Consider the following 15,842-nt stretch of genomic DNA (forward strand, 5'->3'; position numbering starts at 1 on the left):
ACGCGCCGCCCGGCCGGCGGGCATTATCCCATTGAAAGCGAAGCGCCCGCGGGATTGCCGCGGGCGCTTTCCTTGGAAAATTACGGGCCGGTTCAGCGAACGAGAACGTTCCTGAACTGCCACGGATCCTTCGTGTCGAGATCTTCCGGGAAGAGGCCCGGGCGGCCGTCGAGCGGGGTCCAGTCGGTGTAGTGGCCTTCGACCGGGCCGAGATAGGGCATCTGCACTTCAAGGCAGCGCTTGTAGTCGACCTCGTCGGCTTCCACGATGCCGGCCTTCGGGTTTTCCAGCGCCCAGACCATGCCGGCGAGCACGGCGGAGGTCACCTGCAGGCCGGTCGCGTTCTGGTAGGGGGCGATGCGGCGGGTCTCTTCCAGCGACAGGCGCGAGCCGTACCAGTAGGCGTTCTTGTCGTGGCCGTAGAGCAGCACGCCGAGCTCATCGACGCCATCGACCAACTCATTCTCGTCGAGGACGTGCAGCACCGGCTGCTGGTGGCCGCCATTGCCGAACATTTCATGCAGCGACAGCACTGCGTCGTTGCAGGGATGGTAGGCATAGTGGCAGGTCGGGCGGTAGGTGACGTCGCCGTCCTTGTCGCGCACCGTGAAGAAGTCGGCGATCGAGATGGATTCGTTGTGGGTGACGAGGAAGCCGTATTGCGGGCCGGGCGTCGGGCACCAGGAGCGCACGCGCGTGTTGGCGCCGGGCTGCTCCAGATAGATGGCGGCCTTGCAGCCCTTCTTCTGCTTCTTGGCGTTCTTCGGAATCCACTTCTCATGGGTACCCCAGCCGAGTTCGGCCGGCTGCAGGCCTTCCGAGATGAAGCCTTCCACGGACCAGGTATTCCAGAAGGTGTTGAAGGGCTTGGGGTTCTTGGTGCGCTGGGTGTCGCGCTCGGCGATGTGAATGCCCTTGACGCCGACCTTCTTCATCAGCTTAGCCCAGCCTTCACGGTCGTCCTGCGAGGGCTCTTCGAACTTGACTTCGAGGTCCTTGGCAAGGTTCAGCAGCGCCTGCTTGACGAACCAGGAGACCATGCCCGGATTGGCGCCGCAGGTCGAAACGGCGGTCGTGCCGCCCGGGTGCTTTTCCTTTTCCTTGCGCAGGGTTTCGCGCAGGGCGTAGTTCGTGCGGTCGGCGTTCTTCATGTCCTTGTCGAAATAGAAGCCGAGCCAGGGCTCGACGACCGTATCGATGTAGAGCACGTCGAGCTTGCGGCAGAACTTGATGAGATCGACCGAGCCGGTATCGACGGAGAGGTTGACGCAGAAGCCCTGGCCTTCGCCTTCCGTGAGGAGCGGCTTCAGGAGATCCTTGTAGTTTTCCTTGGTGACATGGGCCTTGATGTGGCGAACGCCGTGGCGGGCATAGAGCTCGGCGTCGGCGTCGTCTTCGCGCGGCTCGATGACGATCAGCCGGTTCCGGTCATACTTGAAGTGGCGCTCGATCAGTGGAAGCGTGCCGCGACCGATGGAGCCGAAACCGATCATCACGATCGGGCCGGTGATTTCGCCATGTACCGGATAGGTGCTGTCTGCCATTTGGGTCTCCTGCGGACGGCCGCTTTGCGCTGAAAATCAGGGGCTCCAAGGCCCCTTAGCATAGTATGGCAGCGCTAGAGCACAGATTTCTGTCACAATAAAGGGCGGCCAAGTATTTCTGCGGCGATATGCTTAAGCCGCCGTCGCCGCCTCAGGCGAGGACGCAGCGGATCAGCCCGCGCAGCGAATTGCCGACGAGGATGGTGCCGCCGGCAAGGTCCTCCGGCCGCAGCACCGCCTCGACGGCGCTGCCGGTTTCCAGCAGCTCCTCGCGCAGAACGCCGGCGAGCAAGCCCGAGGCGAGCGGCGGGGTCTTCAGCGGACCGGTGCCGTCGTCGAGGAACAGCGAGGTGATGGTGCCCTCGCAGAGTTCGCCGCGCTCGTTGAGGAGGATGACTTCGTCGGCCTCGGTCGTGGGGAATTCGGCGCGTGCCGCGGCGTAGAGGGCGCGGCGGGATGTCTTGTGGCGCAGCAGCGGATCGGCGGAGGAGAGGCGGGTGGCGGCGAGCTTCACGCGCCAGACCGCATCCGCCGTAAGGGGTGTGAAGGCTGCGGTCTGCACGTCGATCCGGCCATCGGGGAAGAGTTCGAGGCGGATACGGAGGGGTTGCGGTTGCGGCGCAGCCCCCTCTGCCCTGCCGGGCATCTCCCCCACAGGGGGGGAGATTGGATGGGGGGATGCCTTGCCCATTTCAGTGGCCGCGGTTGAGAGATGACCTTGCCTCTTGCCAATCTCCCCCCTTGTGGGGGAGATGCCCGGCAGGGCAGAGGGGGGTAGCACAGCGAACAGGGCGTCCCGTGCCTTCTCCGCCCCCGGCAAGCCAAGCGCCTCCGCCGATCGCGCCAGCCGCCCAAGATGCCGCTCCAGCCTGACGAAGCCGGTTTCCGGTTCCCAGCGCAGGGTCTCGATCAACGAGATATCCATTGGTCCCCCACGGCGAAGCGCGCCTTCAGCAGGCATTCCTCATATTCCGCCTCTGCGGTGGAATCGAAGACGATGCCGCCGCCGACATTGAAGACGGCGTTGCCGTCCTCGAAGAGCGAGATGGTGCGGATGGCGACGTTGAAGCGCATGGTGCCGTCGGGGGCGATCATGCCGATGGCGCCGCAATAGGCGTCGCGTGGGCCGTCCTCCAGGTCGTGCAGGATTTCCATGGCGCGCATCTTCGGCGCGCCGGTGATGGAGCCGCAGGGGAAGAGGGCGGCGAAGATATCGCGGATGGAGATGCCCGGGGTCAGCTTCGCCCGGACGTGGCTCACCATCTGGTGCACGGTCGGGTAGGTCTCGACCGCGAAGAGTTTCGGGACGTGCAGCGTGCCGACCTCGGTGATGCGCGAGACGTCGTTGCGCAGCAGGTCGACGATCATGCGGTTTTCCGCCTGCGACTTTGGATCGGCCTGCATGGCGGCGATAATGCGCTCGTCCTCGTCCGCGCTGCTCCCACGCGGCGCGGTGCCCTTCATCGGATGCGTCTCGATCCAGCCCTCCTTATCGATATCGAAGAAGAGTTCCGGCGAGCGCGAAAGCAGTTTCGGACCGTCCAGCGAGACGAAGGCGCCGTAGCGCACGGGCTGGCGTTCGATCAGCGACCAGAAGGCGGCGAGCGGGTCGCCGTTCCAGCGGGCGCGGATCGGCATGGTGAGGTTGGCCTGGTAGCAGTCGCCCTGCCGGAGGTGCTGGTGCAGGCGATCGAAGCGGCCGCGGTAGGTCTCGAAATCCCAGTCGGCTTTCGGCTCGGTAAGGAAGGGCTCGTTTTCGACACGTTGGCGCGGTGTTGCGAGCGGGTGATCGTCCGCCGGCTTTTCGAAGATGCCGAAGCTCATCAGCGGGGTCGGGCGGTTCTCCTCGGCGAGTGGAGCCAGCTTCTTCTCGAAGAGATGGCCGGCCTCGTAGCTCATGAAGCCGGCGATCCAGTGGCCCTTTTCGTGGGCGGCCTGAAGGGCCGCGAAGGCGGGCTCGAAGCCGGCGCGCTCGCGCATGGTGACGACCGCGAGCGGATCGGCGAAAACCACCGTCCGGTCCTCACGGTCGTCCCTGAGGAGCACAAAGCGTTCGCGGTCGGTCATGCGGGCTTCCGGCTTCTTTTAAGATGACGCCTTATCAAGCGCTTCCAGTTCGTCGATCAGCCCCTCGATCATCGACAATCCCTTGCTCCAGAACGACGGATCGCTCGCATCGAGGCCGAAGGGCTTGAGGAGTTCGGTGTGATGCTTGGTGCCGCCGGCCTTGAGCAGGTCGAAATACTTCGCCTGGAAGCCGGTTTCGGCCTGTTGATAGACGGCATAGAGCGAGTTCACCAGGCAGTCGCCGAAGGCATAGGCATAGACGTAGAAGGGCGAGTGGATGAAGTGGGGGATATAGGCCCAGTAGGTCTCGTAGCCCTCGGAGATGCGGATCGCCGGGCCGAGGCTTTCGCCCTGCACGGAGAGCCAGAGTTCGCCGATCTGGTCGCTGGTGAGTTCGCCTTCCTTGCGGGCGGTATGCACCTTGCGCTCGAATTCATAGAAGGCGATCTGGCGCACGACCGTATTGATCATGTCCTCCACCTTCTGGGCGAGCATGGCCTTGCGCTCGCGCTTGTCCTTCGTCTTGTCGAGCAGGCTGCGGAAGGTCAGCATCTCGCCGAAGACGGAGGCAGTCTCGGCAAGCGTCAGCGGTGTGGAGGCCATCAATGCGCCCTGGCCGCCGGCCAGAACCTGATGCACGCCATGGCCGAGCTCGTGGGCAAGCGTCATCACGTCGCGCGGCTTGCCCATGTAGTTGACGAGAACATAGGGGTGCGCGGAGGGCACGGTCGGATGGGCGAAGGCGCCGGGGGCCTTGCCGGGACGCACCGGCGCGTCGATCCAGCCCTTGTCGAAGAAGTCCCTGGCGATGGCCGCCATTTCCGGCGCGAAGGCACTGTAGGCCGCGAGCACGGTGTCGCGCGCCTCGCTCCACGGAATGGTTGCATCCGATGTCTCGGGAAGGGGCGCATTGCGGTCCCAATAGTCCATCTGCTCCATTCCGAGCCACTTTGCCTTCATCGCATAATAGCGATGGGAGAGGCGCGGATAGGCTTCGCGCACGGCTTCCGCCAGCGCCGCAACCACTTCCGGCTCGACGCGGTTGGCGAGGTGCCGGCTGTCGGCGATGTCCTCGAAGCCGCGCCAGCGGTCGGAGATTTCCTTGTCCTTGGCGAGCGTGTTGGTGATCAGCGTGAAGGTACGGATATTGTCCTTGAAGGTCTTCGCCAGCGCTTCGGCAGCCTTGCGGCGCGCCTCGCCGTCCGGCGACTGGAGTTGGTTGAGGGCGATTTCCAGCGGCAGTTCCTCGCCGTCGATCGTGTAGCGCAGCGAGGCCATGGTCTCGTCGAAGAGGCGGTTCCAGGCGGCCGCGCCCGTCATCGACTTTTCGAGGAAGAGCTGTTCGGTCCTGTCGTCGAGCTGGTAGGGCTTGTCCTTGCGCAGGTCCTCGATCCAGGGGCGGTAATGCGCGGCAAGGGCGTCGTTCGCCAGCGCCGCCTCGATGCGCTCGTCTTCTATCCTGTTGAGTTCAAGGGAGAAAAACAGGAGATGCGCGCCGAGGTCGGTCAGCTTGGCCTGCACGTCGCCGTAGAACTTGCCGTTCGCCGGCTCGGTTGTGTTGGTGAAATAAGTGAGGCCTGCGAAGGAGATCAGGCGGCCCATCACGTCTTCCAACGCTTCGAATTCGCGCACGGCCGCGCCGATGCCCTCGTCGCCCGTCTTTTCCGTCGCGGCATCGAGCTTGCCCTTCCACTTCGCCTCGAAGGCGAGCGAATCCGCCTCGGCCTTCTGCATGTCGGCCTTGAATTCGGGCGAGGCCGGCGCGGGGTAGAGGTCGGTAAGGTTCCAGCCGGGCAGGTCGCCCAGCTCGGCGCCGGCTGCGGCCTCCGCGGTCGCGAAATCGATCCGGGGTTCAAGGAAAGTGCGGGTCATCGGTATCTCTCTTCCTGATGGGCAGGTCGGGTTCATTGCTTGCGTCGGCGTTGGTTAAAATGCAAGCCTTTCTCAAAACGGCATGTTCAACCCTTTCTGCCATGGTCCGCTGGTATCCAGTTCCCCAGGGCGTGCATGACGCGCGCCTCGGCAAGGAGGTTCCAGTGACGGCCCATATTCTTGTCATCGATGACGATCCTGTCCAGCGCAGGCTTCTGAAGAACATGATCGAGCGCTCCGGTCATATCTGCCATATGGCGGAAAACGGCCGCGCGGGCCTCGATCTGCTCGATCGCAAGGGCGGTCTGATCAATGTGATCCTGCTCGACCTGATGATGCCCGAAATGAACGGTTCTGCCTTCCTCGACGCGCTCGCCGAGCGCGAGAACACCATTCCGGTGATCGTGCAGACGGGGCAGGGCGGCATCGAGACGGTAGTCTCGGCCATGCGCGCCGGCGCCTTCGATTTCGTCGTCAAGCCGGTCTCGCCGGAGCGGCTGAACGTCGCCGTCGGCAATGCGCTGAAGGTCGACCAGCGGGAAGGGCGCGGGCGTGCCGGGCGGCGCGGCCGCTCCGAGGCCGTGCAGTTCGACGATATCGTCTCGGCGAGCTCCGAGATGCTGCGTGTGATCGAACTCGGCCGCCGCGCGGCGCAGTCCAACATTCCCGTGGTGCTGGAAGGCGAGTCGGGCGTCGGCAAGGAAATGGTGGCGCGCGCCATCCAGGCGGGAAGCGACCGGGCGCACAAGCCCTTCGTCACCGTCAATTGCGGCGCCATTCCGCACAATCTGGTCGAGAGCATCCTGTTCGGCCACGAGAAGGGCGCCTTCACCGGCGCGACGGAGCGCCATACCGGCAAGTTCATGGAGGCCGACGGTGGCACGCTGTTCCTCGACGAGATCGGCGACCTGCCGCTCGAGGTGCAGGTGAAGCTGCTGCGCGCCGTGCAGCAGGGCGAGATCGAGACGATCGGCGCGCGCTTCCCGCAGAAGGTCAATGTCCGCCTGATCTCGGCGACCAACCGCGACCTCATCAACGAGGTGCGCGAGGGGCGCTTCCGCGAGGACCTCTACTACCGCCTCAATGTCTTCCCGATCACCATTCCGGCGCTGCGCCGGCGCAAGGAGGACATCCCGGTTCTCGTGCGCGCCTTCGTGCAGCGCTTCGCCGGGGAACAGAAGCTCGCCCGCCCGCTCGCCGTATCGGCCGGCGCGCTGGCGCTGCTGACGGCCTATGACTGGCCGGGCAATATCCGCCAGCTCGAAAACGCCATCTTCCGGGCCGTGGTGCTCTCCGAAGGGGCGGAGCTGACGGCGTCCGACTTCCCGCAGATCGCCGCGCAGGTGCCGGGCTACGGCCTTGCCGAAAGCGGCGCCGCGACCTGGGACACGACGGCCTTCCGCGCGCCGGAGCCGTCGGCTGAGAGCCATCTGCCGAGCGTCTATCCGGACTTCCGCCCGAACGAATCAGTCGATGCCGACGTGCCGGACAATGCGATCTCGAGCGTCGACAAGGGCGGCCATGTACGCAAGCTGGCCGATGTGGAGGAGGAACTGATCCGCTTCGCCCTGAAATTCTATCATGGCCAGATGAGCCAGGTTGCCCGCAAATTGGGCATCGGCCGCTCGACGCTCTACCGCAAATTGAAGGATTACGGGATCGACCCCGACGATCCGATGAAGGAAGCTGCGTAAAACCCCTTGGAATCCCGGCCACTTGGGATTTCTCGATTGCCGTTTATTCCCTGTTAGTGGATTGTTCACTATAACGGGTGCGCGATGACGAGTGTGGCGGATTTGCCATGCTCTCACCGCAATTGGCAGTCATCTGGGGCAACGGACGTTCGTTGTCCTTCGGACGGGGAAAGAGTTGGCAAATTTGTTCGCATCGATGAAGCGCCCGGGGACGACCCTGGGCAGCCTCTGCAAGACAGTGTTGCAAAAGCTGCCCAAGGCTGTGACCACGGCCGTGCTCTCTGCTGCCCTCATCCTGCCCGCAGCCATTCCCGCGACCGTCCAGGCCGAGAGCGGCAGCCGCACGCTCAAGCTCTATTTCATCCATACCAAGGAAAAGGCCGAGATCACCTTCAAGCGCAACGGCCGCTATGACCAGCGCGGCCTGAAGCAGCTGAACGAGTTCCTGCGCGACTGGCGCCGCAATGAGCCGACGAAGATGGATCCCCGCCTCTTCGACCTCGTCTGGGAAGTCTACCAGAAGGTCGGCGCCACCGGTTACATCAACGTCGTCTCCGCCTATCGCTCGCCGGCCACCAACGGCATGCTGCGCTCGCGCACCAAGGGTGTCGCCAAGAAGAGCCAGCACATGCTCGGCAAGGCGATGGACTTCTACATTCCGGGCGTGAAGCTCGCGACGCTGCGCGCCACGGCCATGAAATTCCAGGTCGGCGGCGTCGGCTACTATCCGACCTCCGGCTCGCCCTTCGTCCATCTCGACGTCGGCGGCGTGCGCGCCTGGCCGCGTATGAGCCGCCAGGAACTCGTCAGCCTGTTCCCCGACGGCAAGACCATGCATGTGCCGACCGACGGCAAGCCGCTGCCGGGCTACCAGCAGGCGGTCGCCGACTACAAGCGCCGCGTCGGCTCGGATGCCATCCAGGTCGCCGGCGGCGGTTCCAAGCCCTCGGCCTCCAAGCGCAAGGGCGGCTTCCTCGCCAACCTCTTCGGCGGAGGCGGCGACGAGGATGAAGAACCCGAAATGATTGCCAGCAGCGCGGCGATCGCCGACGACTTCGACGAGGGCGGTTCCGGCCGTCCGGCGGCGAAGGCCGTGCAGGAGGCGCAGCCCGCCGCGGCCGAAGCGGAGACGGAGCTTGCCTTCAACGCGCCCGTTCCCGGCAGCCGCCCGGCCTTCAAGTCCGCCGAGACGAGCGAGCTTGCGCTTGTCGCACCGCCGACGAGCGGTGCCGTCGCGGCGCTCGAAGCGGCGACGACCGAAGAGCAGACGCCTGAATACGAAGACCTTGCCGCCTACAAGATCCCGCTTCCCGTCATGCTCGGCGCGCGCGGCCAGGCCGGCGATGCCCAGCCGGGCGACGTGATGACCGCCGAAGCGGCGGCCGAGGATGGCGAGGAGCTGGCCATGGTGCCTGTGCCGGGCCTGCGCCCGCAGGTCGAGCTGGACAAGACGCAGACGGCGCTGATGGCGGCCGCGGAAGCGGACGTCGCCCTGCCGACGACTGCCGATCGCTCCGGCCTTGCCGCGCTCTCCGATCCGGCGACGGGCGGCGGCGGCAACGCGCCGGTCGAGATGGCCGCGCTGATGCCGACGAATGGCGGCGCGACCCGCTCGCTTTCCGGCGCCGACGCCTTCGACGCCAAGACGGCGGAAGAGGTGCCGGCCAAGGGCGGCCGTCCGAAGAAGAAGGATGCCGATGCCGCCAGCCGCGGTGCGATCCGCACCGAGCCGAAGCTGTCGCAGAAGATCCTGTCGCAATGGGCGCTGACCCAGGGCCGTGTCGCGACACTGTCCAAGCCGGTCAAGGCGCCGCGCTTCGTCAGCCGCACGCTGCGCGCCGCGCCGACCACCGTCTACATGGCCGGCTTCCAGTCGGAAGGCCACTCGGTCGACGCCGGCCGCTTCAGCGGCAATGCGGTGAACTTCATGGAAGTCCGCAAGTTCGAGAGCGCCGAGAACTGAGCGGCAAGACATAGCCAACAAAAAACCCGCCGGAGCGATCCGGCGGGTTTTTTATTGGCCTTGCGGGAGGCTTATTCGGCGTCCGGCGGCAGCTCGACCATGCCGAGGGCCTGGAGATAGGTGTCGAGGATCGCTTCCTGCTCCATGCGCTCGTCCTTGTCCTGCTTGCGGATCTGGATGACCTTGCGCAGGATCTTGGTGTCGAAGCCGACGCCCTTGGCTTCGCCGTAGACGTCCTTGATGTCGTCGGCGATGGTTTTCTTTTCTTCCTCGAGCCGCTCGATGCGTTCGATGAACGCGCGAAGCTGGTCGCGTGCGACGCCGTGGGCATCCGACATGGTCTTCTCCTTGGATGGGCTGGTAGAAATTCGAAGGTGCCGTGACTTGCCGCGAACTTCCGGCAAGATCAAGACCAATCGTGCGCCGCCTGCCGATTTTCGCGCGGCGAAGGCGTCATTCCTTCGGGCGGTTGTCCTCGAAGGCGGCCTTCTGCGCGTCGGTCGCCTCGCGCTGGTAGCGCGCGCGCCATTCCTCGTAGGGCATGCCGTAGACGATCTCGCGGGAGGCTTCCTTGTCGAGCGGCACGCCCGCCTCGTTGGCGGCGTCGCGGTACCAGTTGGACAGGCAGTTGCGGCAGAAGCCGGCAAGGTTCATCAGGTCGATGTTCTGCACGTCGGTGCGCTCGCGCAGATGCCGCACGAGGCGCCGGAAGGCGGCGGCCTCGAATTCGGTCTGCTGTTCCTTGCTGAGGTCGGTCATCGTCTCTGTCTCAATAGGGTCCGGTGCGGGACGGGTGTATCTCGTATGTGTGCAGGCTTTCGTCGGCATTCAAGCGCGAGAAGACCGGCGCCAGCCGGTCGACCCAGCGGGCGATGCCGGCTTCGTTGCCGATCTCGTCCTGGCGGATCTCGATGAGCGCGTGGGCAATGCCGGGCTTCATGCAGTGGCGGAACATGGTGTCGCCGCGCAGCGCCCCGTCATAGGGCTCGTTGTCGCCGACGACGACGTCGCCCGGCGCTTCCAGCTCGGCCAGCAGCGGACGCACCGCGCGGGGGTCGCTGTCCCACAGCACCGTCACCTGCCAGGGGCGGGGAACGCCCTTCCAGGCCGGCGTGAAGGAATGCATGGACAGGACGAGCGGCGCCTTGCCCGTCTTGTCCGCAACGGCGGCGATCGTGCGGGACACGGCATCGTGATAGGGGCGGTGGAAGGTTTCCAGCCGGTATTGCCATTCTTCGGGCGTGATCGGATGATTGCCTGGAATGATCGCGCCGTCGGAGATACGCATGACGAGCGTCGGGTCGTCCTCGCCCCGGTTGGGATCGATGAGGAGGCGGGAAAAGCGGCTCATGACCACCGGCGCGTTCAGCCGGGCATTGAGGCCGCGCACCACCCCTTCGACGCCGATATCGTAGGCGATGTGGCGCTCGAAGGCGCTTTCCGGCAGGCCGAGGCGGCCATAGCGTTCGGGCAGGCGGTTGGTGGCATGGTCCGCCAGGATGACCAGCCCGAGGGCAGGGTCGCCGTCGATGATCTCGAAAGGGGGGAGGTCCTGCATGCTTTTGCCGTCCGTCTGCCGCGCCGCGCGAGTGATCGCATGGGGCGATCCGCCCCGCAACCCGCAATGCCTGGTGTTTCGGAAAGATTCCTTCGCTTTTTGTGACGATGTAATCGATTAGAGCCGCGTTGACATTCCTGCCCCGTCGTCGCAAGAAAGCGCATATTCAAATCAACGGAGTTCCATTGGAAGCCGTGAGAGCCAATAGCCATCGCCCGACTTTCCTGAAAGCCAGCGGTCTTCTCCAGGCCGGCCTCTTCCTTTTCGCGGGTTTCCTCGCGCTGTCCGTGCCGGAGGAGGCGAGAGCCGATTTCCGCGTCTGCAACGGCACGCAGAACCTCGTCGGCGTCGCGATCGGTTATCGCGCCAAGGAAGGCTGGATCACCGAGGGCTGGTGGCAGGTCCCCGCGACGACCTGCGCCACGCTGATCGAGGGCGAGCTGCAGTCGCGCTATTATTACCTCTATGCCGAAGACGCCGCCCGCGGCGGCCGCTGGACCGGCGACGTCAACATGTGCGTGGCCGAGAACGAGTTCAAGATCACCGGCGTGCAGGACTGCTTTGCCCGCGGTTTCCAGCGCATGGGCTTCAAGGAATATGACACGGGGCGGCAGGGAAGCTGGATGGTACAGCTTTCCGATACGCCAGGGACGCAGGAAAGCCAGAACTGATGAGACGGAACAGAAAAGTCAAAATCCTCGCCACGCTCGGACCGGCATCGTCTGACGAGCAGATGATCCAGAAGCTGCACGAGGCGGGAGCAGACCTGTTCCGCATCAACATGAGCCATGCCAGCCACGACGTGATGCGCACGCTGATCAGCCGCATCCGCGCCGTGGAGGCCCGCTGCGGCCGCCCGATCGGCATCCTCGCCGACCTGCAGGGCCCGAAGCTGCGCGTCGGCAAGTTCGCCAACGGCTCGGAAGAGCTGAAGCCCGGCCAGACCTTCACGCTCGACAACAAGGATGTGCCCGGCGACAATACCCGCGTGTTCCTGCCGCATCCGGAAATCCTGGAAGCGGTCAAGCCCGGCCATCGCCTGCTGATCGACGACGGCAAGCTGCACCTGCGGGCCGAGAGCGCCGACGGCAAGTCGATCGTCTGCACGGTCGTCTCCGGCACCAAGATCTCCGACCGCAAGGGCGTCAGCCTGCCCGACACGCTGCTCGGCGTCGGCGCGCTGACGGAGAAGGACCGCGTCGACCTCGACGCCGTTCTGGCGACCGGCAGCGTCGACTGGGTGGCGCTCTCCTTCATCCAGCGCCCGGAAGACCTTGCCGAGGTGCGCAAGGTCGCGCGTGGCCGCGTCGGCCTGATGTCGAAGATCGAAAAGCCCCAGGCCGTCGAGCGCATCGACGAGATCATCGAGCTTTCCGACGCCCTGATGGTCGCCCGCGGCGACCTCGGCGTGGAAATGCCGCTGGAAGCCGTCCCCGGCATCCAGAAGCAGCTCATCCGCGCCTGCCGCCGTGCCGGCAAGCCGGTCGTCGTCGCCACGCAGATGCTGGAATCGATGATTTCCGCGCCGGTCCCGACCCGCGCCGAGGTCTCCGACGTCGCGACCGCCGTCTTCGAGGGCGCGGACGCCGTCATGCTTTCGGCCGAATCGGCGTCCGGCGCCTATCCGGTCGAGGCCGTCTCCACCATGGCGTCCATCGCCAGCACGGTCGAGCGCGACCCGCACTACCCCGGCATCATCTACGCCCAGCGCTCGACGCCGGAAGCGACCGGCGCGGATGCCATCTCGCTCGCCGCCCGCCAGATCGCCGAGACGCTGAAGCTGTCGGCCATCGTCTGTTACACCTCGTCGGGTGCGACGGGCCTGCGCACGGCCCGCGAGCGGCCGGACGTGCCGGTTCTGGCGCTCTCGCCGGTCATCGAGACGGCGCGCCGCCTCTCGGTCGTCTGGGGCCTGCACTGCGTCGTCACGGGCGATGCGGAAGACCTCGACGACATGGTGAACCGCGCCTGCCGCATCGTCGTCAGCGAGGAGTTCGGCAAGCCGGGCGACCGCATCATCATCTCGGCCGGTGTCCCGCTCGGCACGCCCGGCGCGACGAACATGTTGCGCATCGCCTATATCGCCGCGGACGGCGTCAGCGGCGTCTGAGGGCTTTCCCGGAATGATTTGGGAGAGGCGGGCTTCGGCCCGCCTTTTTCGTTTCAGGCGGCCGGAGACGACTGTTCAGGTGCGCTGGCCGGTGAGTTTCTCGGAAAGGTCGCCGAATTCCTTCTGGGCGTCCCGCTCGGCGGGATAGACGTCGAGGAACTTTTCCCAGGCCTTGAGGGAGAGTTCGTCGCGTCCGGTCTGGGCCATGATGGCGGCCATGCCGGCGAGGGCGCCGAAGTGGCGCGGCTCGATCTTCAGCACCTGATTGAGGTCCGACATGGACTTGCGATAGTTGCCCATCTTGAAATGCAGCGTCGCGCGGCGGTTCCAGCCCTCGACATAGTCGGGGCGCAGGCGAATCGCCTCGTCGAGATAGTCGAGCGCCGCGGCGTTCTTGTCCTCGTCGACGGCCTTGTCGGTCCATTGCATCAGGAGATTGACGGTGGCGCTGCCGGAATCCTGCCATTCCCTGCGGATCTGGTTGGCGATCCCCTTGGCGGCGTCGGGATTTGCCTCGCGTTTCAGCGCGTCGAAGAGCTTGTCGAGACGCTGGGCCTGCGTGGCGAAGGCGGTGGACGAGGCGTCCACGGAGGCCTTGTCCGCCTGTTGCGCAAGGGCATCGGCCGGCGCGGAGGCGACGAGGGAGAAGGAAAGATAAAGTGCAGCAAGCATGAAAAAGCGCATGGCGGTTATGGTAAACCGCCATGGCCCAATTTCAAATCGATATTTGTCGATCAACGCTTCCCGCAAGGCGGAAAGGCGACCGTGACGCCCGATCAGCCCTGACGAGCCTTGAAGCGCGGGTTCTGCTTGTTGATGATGTAAACACGGCCCTTGCGGCGAACAAGGCGGTTCTCGCGGTGGCGAGCCTTGAGCGACTTGAGCGAATTCTTGATCTTCATTTTTCTGATCCGCGTATTGCAGGGCGACTCGAGTTCGCCGGATTTCCTCAATCAAAAACGCGCCGTTTCGGGCGCGCTTTCAGGTTGGCAGGCATGTAACCCGTGACATTTGCGCTGTCAACCGTGGCCGGCGGGTTTTCCGTGGAACTATGCCGGTTTTCCAGCCCCCGGCACGGCTTTTCAGCCGATAATCTGCGTCACATGCCCCATCTTGCGGCCGGGACGGGCCTCCGTCTTGCCGTAGAGATGGACCAGCACATCGGGCTTTGCGAGCCAGGCGGGAACGTCGTTGATGTCGTCGCCGATGAGGTTCTGCATCACGCAGTCCGAGTGGCGGCGCGGGTCGCCCAGCGCGTGGCCGGCGACGGCGCGGATGTGCTGCTCGAACTGCGAGACCACGCAGGCCGCCTCCGTCCAGTGGCCGGAATTGTGCACGCGCGGGGCGATCTCGTTGGCGACGAGGCCGCCATCGGGCAGCACGAAGAACTCGACGCCGATGACGCCGACATAGGCGAGGTGGTCGAGAAGGGCGCGCGCGGCCTTGCGCGCCTGGTCCGCCGTCGCCTCGCTGACGCGGGCAGGCAGGGTCGAGGTGTGCAGGATGCCGTTGCGGTGGACGTTCTCCGCCGGATCGTAGCAGGCGATGGTGCCTTCGCCGTCGCGGGCGGCGATGATGGAAATCTCCCGCTCGAAGGGCACGAGGCTTTCCAGGATCAGCGGCACGCCGCCGAGCGCCTCGAAGGCACCCTCGCGGCTTTCGGCCGGCGAGCGGAACAGGCGCTGGCCCTTGCCGTCATAGCCGAGCCGGCGCGTCTTGAGCACGCCGACACCGCCGAAGGCATCGAGCGCGGCCTCAAGGTCGGCCTGGCTGTCGACGGCGGCGAAATCGGCGGTGAGGATACCGCAATCGCGGATGAAGCTCTTCTCCACCAGCCGGTCCTGGGAGACCTCCAGCGCGCGCGGCGGCGGGAAGACCGGAACGGAGGCGGCGAGGGCGGCGGCGGCGGCGACGGGTACGTTCTCGAATTCGTAGGTCACGACATCCGAGAGGCGGGCGAGCTCGGCGAGCGCGTCCGGATCGTCATAGGCCGCAACGATCTGGGCATTGGCGACCTGTGCGGCCGGGCAATCGGCCTGCGGCTCCAGGATGACGGTGTTGAGGTTGAGGCGGGCGGCCGCCATGGCCAGCATGCGGCCGAGCTGGCCGCCGCCGATGATGCCGATGGTGCGCGCGCTCATAGGGGGCCGTCCACGGGATATTCGGCGACCCCGCTGGACTGGTTCTCGCGCCATTCGTCGAGCCTGTGGGCGAGCTCGGGATCGCTGAGGGCCAGCACGGCGGCGGCGAGCAGCGCGGCGTTGACCGCGCCCGCCTTGCCGATGGCGAGCGTGCCGACGGGAATGCCGGCCGGCATCTGCACGATGGAGAGCAGGCTGTCCTGGCCGGACAGCGCCTTGGACTGGACCGGAACGCCGAAGACCGGAAGCGGCGTCATCGCGGCCGCCATGCCGGGCAGGTGGGCCGCCCCGCCGGCGCCGGCGACGATGACCTTGAAGCCCTCCGCCTTCGCCCCGCGGGCGAAGCTGTAGAGCCGGTCGGGCGTGCGGTGCGCCGAAATGATGCGGGCCTCGTAATCGACGCCGAGCGCATCGAGCGTGTCGGCGGCGTTCTTCATCGTCTCCCAGTCGGACTGGCTTCCCATGATGATGGCGACGGGGGGCGTTTCTGTGGTGTCCAAGGCGTCTCGTCCGTTCAGGCGATGATGTCGGGAATGATCTGGTCTTCCAGCTTGGAAATCTTGTCCTTGAGGATCAGTTTCTTCTTCTTCATCCGCTGGATTCTGAGGGCTTCGCAGCCGGTCTGGATCATGGCGTTGATCGCGGTGTCGTAGTCTTCGTGTTCCTGGCGCAGCCGTGCAACGGCAAGCCGCAATTCAGCCTGTTCCTGGTCTGCCATGCTATTCGTTCCCCTCGGCGGAGAGGGCGGACCGACCGCCCTCCTCCAGTCTCAACAAAGGCTGCTCCTACCACGAAAGCCCTGGTAACGGGAAGTTATCCCTTGCCACGTTTTCGCCTTCGACAAATGAAAAATGACATGGCACACTGACTTTGTTGCAACCTGGATCATCCGG

At 65.3% G+C, this 15,842-nt stretch carries 16 protein-coding genes; 4 read left to right on the top strand and 12 right to left on the bottom strand.

The features are described 5' to 3' along the window. Positions 1–92: 92 nt before the first annotated feature. The 4 genes from DSD28_RS12285 to DSD28_RS12305 form a co-directional block, all read right to left on the bottom strand. Positions 93–1,544, bottom strand: coding sequence for a homospermidine synthase (locus tag DSD28_RS12285; RefSeq protein ID WP_119256680.1), 1,452 nt, complete (start codon positions 1,542–1,544; stop codon positions 93–95). A 151-nt stretch (positions 1,545–1,695) separates the two neighbouring features. Next, positions 1,696–2,325 (bottom strand): aminotransferase class IV family protein, encoded by a 630-nt coding sequence (locus tag DSD28_RS12290; RefSeq protein ID WP_432430858.1) that lies wholly within the window; start codon positions 2,323–2,325, stop codon positions 1,696–1,698. Between the two features lie 128 nt (positions 2,326–2,453). Further along, positions 2,454–3,611 carry an aminodeoxychorismate synthase component I gene (locus DSD28_RS12300; protein ID WP_119256681.1) on the bottom strand — a complete coding sequence of 386 codons (1,158 nt, stop codon included), beginning with the start codon at positions 3,609–3,611 and terminating at the stop codon, positions 2,454–2,456. Positions 3,612–3,629: 18 nt separating this feature from the next. Then, complete coding sequence (locus DSD28_RS12305) at positions 3,630–5,483, bottom strand: M3 family oligoendopeptidase (protein WP_162911369.1); 1,854 nt, start codon at positions 5,481–5,483, stop codon at positions 3,630–3,632. Between the two features lie 164 nt (positions 5,484–5,647). Here DSD28_RS12305 and DSD28_RS12310 point away from each other — a divergent pair, with 164 nt between their 5' ends. Together DSD28_RS12310 and DSD28_RS12315 are read left to right on the top strand one after the other, a co-directional pair. After that, positions 5,648–7,177, top strand: coding sequence for a sigma-54-dependent transcriptional regulator (locus DSD28_RS12310; protein ID WP_119256796.1), 1,530 nt, complete (start codon positions 5,648–5,650; stop codon positions 7,175–7,177). A gap of 196 nt (positions 7,178–7,373) precedes the next feature. Beyond that, the gene (locus DSD28_RS12315; RefSeq protein ID WP_119256683.1) at positions 7,374–9,140 is read left to right on the top strand and encodes a DUF882 domain-containing protein; all 1,767 of its coding nucleotides are present in this window, start codon (positions 7,374–7,376) and stop codon (positions 9,138–9,140) included. A gap of 71 nt (positions 9,141–9,211) precedes the next feature. Here DSD28_RS12315 and DSD28_RS12320 read toward each other — a convergent pair whose 3' ends face one another. The 3 genes from DSD28_RS12320 to DSD28_RS12330 form a co-directional block, all read right to left on the bottom strand. Further along, positions 9,212–9,478 carry a DUF2312 domain-containing protein gene (locus DSD28_RS12320; protein WP_119256684.1) on the bottom strand — a complete coding sequence of 89 codons (267 nt, stop codon included), beginning with the start codon at positions 9,476–9,478 and terminating at the stop codon, positions 9,212–9,214. 115 nt (positions 9,479–9,593) lie between these two features. Next, positions 9,594–9,899, bottom strand: a complete 306-nt coding sequence (locus DSD28_RS12325; protein WP_119256685.1) for a DUF1244 domain-containing protein — start codon at positions 9,897–9,899, stop codon at positions 9,594–9,596. A 10-nt stretch (positions 9,900–9,909) separates the two neighbouring features. After that, positions 9,910–10,698: an N-formylglutamate amidohydrolase gene (locus DSD28_RS12330; RefSeq protein WP_119256686.1), complete on the bottom strand. Its 789-nt coding sequence runs from the start codon at positions 10,696–10,698 to the stop codon at positions 9,910–9,912. A gap of 194 nt (positions 10,699–10,892) precedes the next feature. On the opposite strand from DSD28_RS12330, the gene DSD28_RS12335 reads away from it, so the two are divergent. Next, the gene (locus DSD28_RS12335; protein ID WP_119256797.1) at positions 10,893–11,369 is read left to right on the top strand and encodes a DUF1036 domain-containing protein; all 477 of its coding nucleotides are present in this window, start codon (positions 10,893–10,895) and stop codon (positions 11,367–11,369) included. Beyond that, positions 11,369–12,808 carry a pyruvate kinase gene (gene pyk / locus DSD28_RS12340; RefSeq protein ID WP_119256687.1) on the top strand — a complete coding sequence of 480 codons (1,440 nt, stop codon included), beginning with the start codon at positions 11,369–11,371 and terminating at the stop codon, positions 12,806–12,808. Before DSD28_RS12335 ends, pyk begins: the two co-directional genes overlap by 1 nt. A gap of 75 nt (positions 12,809–12,883) precedes the next feature. Here the strand turns inward: pyk and DSD28_RS12345 are convergent, their stop codons facing one another. From DSD28_RS12345 to DSD28_RS12365, 5 genes are all read right to left on the bottom strand, one after another. Then, positions 12,884–13,501 carry a tetratricopeptide repeat protein gene (locus DSD28_RS12345; RefSeq protein WP_119256798.1) on the bottom strand — a complete coding sequence of 206 codons (618 nt, stop codon included), beginning with the start codon at positions 13,499–13,501 and terminating at the stop codon, positions 12,884–12,886. 83 nt (positions 13,502–13,584) lie between these two features. Further along, the gene (ykgO, locus tag DSD28_RS12350) at positions 13,585–13,710 is read right to left on the bottom strand and encodes a type B 50S ribosomal protein L36 (RefSeq protein WP_119256688.1); all 126 of its coding nucleotides are present in this window, start codon (positions 13,708–13,710) and stop codon (positions 13,585–13,587) included. A gap of 180 nt (positions 13,711–13,890) precedes the next feature. Continuing rightward, the gene (locus tag DSD28_RS12355) at positions 13,891–14,949 is read right to left on the bottom strand and encodes a 5-(carboxyamino)imidazole ribonucleotide synthase (RefSeq protein ID WP_119256689.1); all 1,059 of its coding nucleotides are present in this window, start codon (positions 14,947–14,949) and stop codon (positions 13,891–13,893) included. Then, positions 14,946–15,413 (bottom strand): 5-(carboxyamino)imidazole ribonucleotide mutase, encoded by a 468-nt coding sequence (purE, locus tag DSD28_RS12360; RefSeq protein ID WP_119256799.1) that lies wholly within the window; start codon positions 15,411–15,413, stop codon positions 14,946–14,948. The genes DSD28_RS12355 and purE overlap by 4 nt, the downstream gene beginning before the upstream one ends. Positions 15,414–15,463: 50 nt before the next feature. After that, on the bottom strand, positions 15,464–15,667 hold the full coding sequence (locus tag DSD28_RS12365; RefSeq protein ID WP_119256690.1) for a YdcH family protein: 204 nt from the start codon (positions 15,665–15,667) through the stop codon (positions 15,464–15,466). Positions 15,668–15,842 lie beyond the last annotated feature (175 nt).

It is taken from the genome of Shinella zoogloeoides, from assembly GCF_003574625.1.
GTDB lineage: Bacteria > Pseudomonadota > Alphaproteobacteria > Rhizobiales > Rhizobiaceae > Shinella > Shinella zoogloeoides_A.

What these genes read in the sequence shown, in the direction of transcription:
- DSD28_RS12365 (WP_119256690.1), bottom strand. Translation starts at nt 15,667, where the DNA reads ATGGCAGACCAGGAACAGGCTGAATTGCGGCTTGCCGTTGCACGGCTG.
- DSD28_RS12300 (WP_119256681.1), bottom strand. Translation starts at nt 3,611, where the DNA reads ATGACCGACCGCGAACGCTTTGTGCTCCTCAGGGACGACCGTGAGGAC.
- DSD28_RS12320 (WP_119256684.1), bottom strand. Translation starts at nt 9,478, where the DNA reads ATGTCGGATGCCCACGGCGTCGCACGCGACCAGCTTCGCGCGTTCATC.
- DSD28_RS12325 (WP_119256685.1), bottom strand. Translation starts at nt 9,899, where the DNA reads ATGACCGACCTCAGCAAGGAACAGCAGACCGAATTCGAGGCCGCCGCC.
- ykgO (WP_119256688.1), bottom strand. Translation starts at nt 13,710, where the DNA reads ATGAAGATCAAGAATTCGCTCAAGTCGCTCAAGGCTCGCCACCGCGAG.
- DSD28_RS12330 (WP_119256686.1), bottom strand. Translation starts at nt 10,698, where the DNA reads ATGCAGGACCTCCCCCCTTTCGAGATCATCGACGGCGACCCTGCCCTC.
- DSD28_RS12305 (WP_162911369.1), bottom strand. Translation starts at nt 5,483, where the DNA reads ATGACCCGCACTTTCCTTGAACCCCGGATCGATTTCGCGACCGCGGAG.
- pyk (WP_119256687.1), top strand. Translation starts at nt 11,369, where the DNA reads ATGAGACGGAACAGAAAAGTCAAAATCCTCGCCACGCTCGGACCGGCA.
- DSD28_RS12355 (WP_119256689.1), bottom strand. Translation starts at nt 14,949, where the DNA reads ATGAGCGCGCGCACCATCGGCATCATCGGCGGCGGCCAGCTCGGCCGC.
- DSD28_RS12285 (WP_119256680.1), bottom strand. Translation starts at nt 1,544, where the DNA reads ATGGCAGACAGCACCTATCCGGTACATGGCGAAATCACCGGCCCGATC.
- purE (WP_119256799.1), bottom strand. Translation starts at nt 15,413, where the DNA reads ATGGGAAGCCAGTCCGACTGGGAGACGATGAAGAACGCCGCCGACACG.
- DSD28_RS12315 (WP_119256683.1), top strand. Translation starts at nt 7,374, where the DNA reads ATGAAGCGCCCGGGGACGACCCTGGGCAGCCTCTGCAAGACAGTGTTG.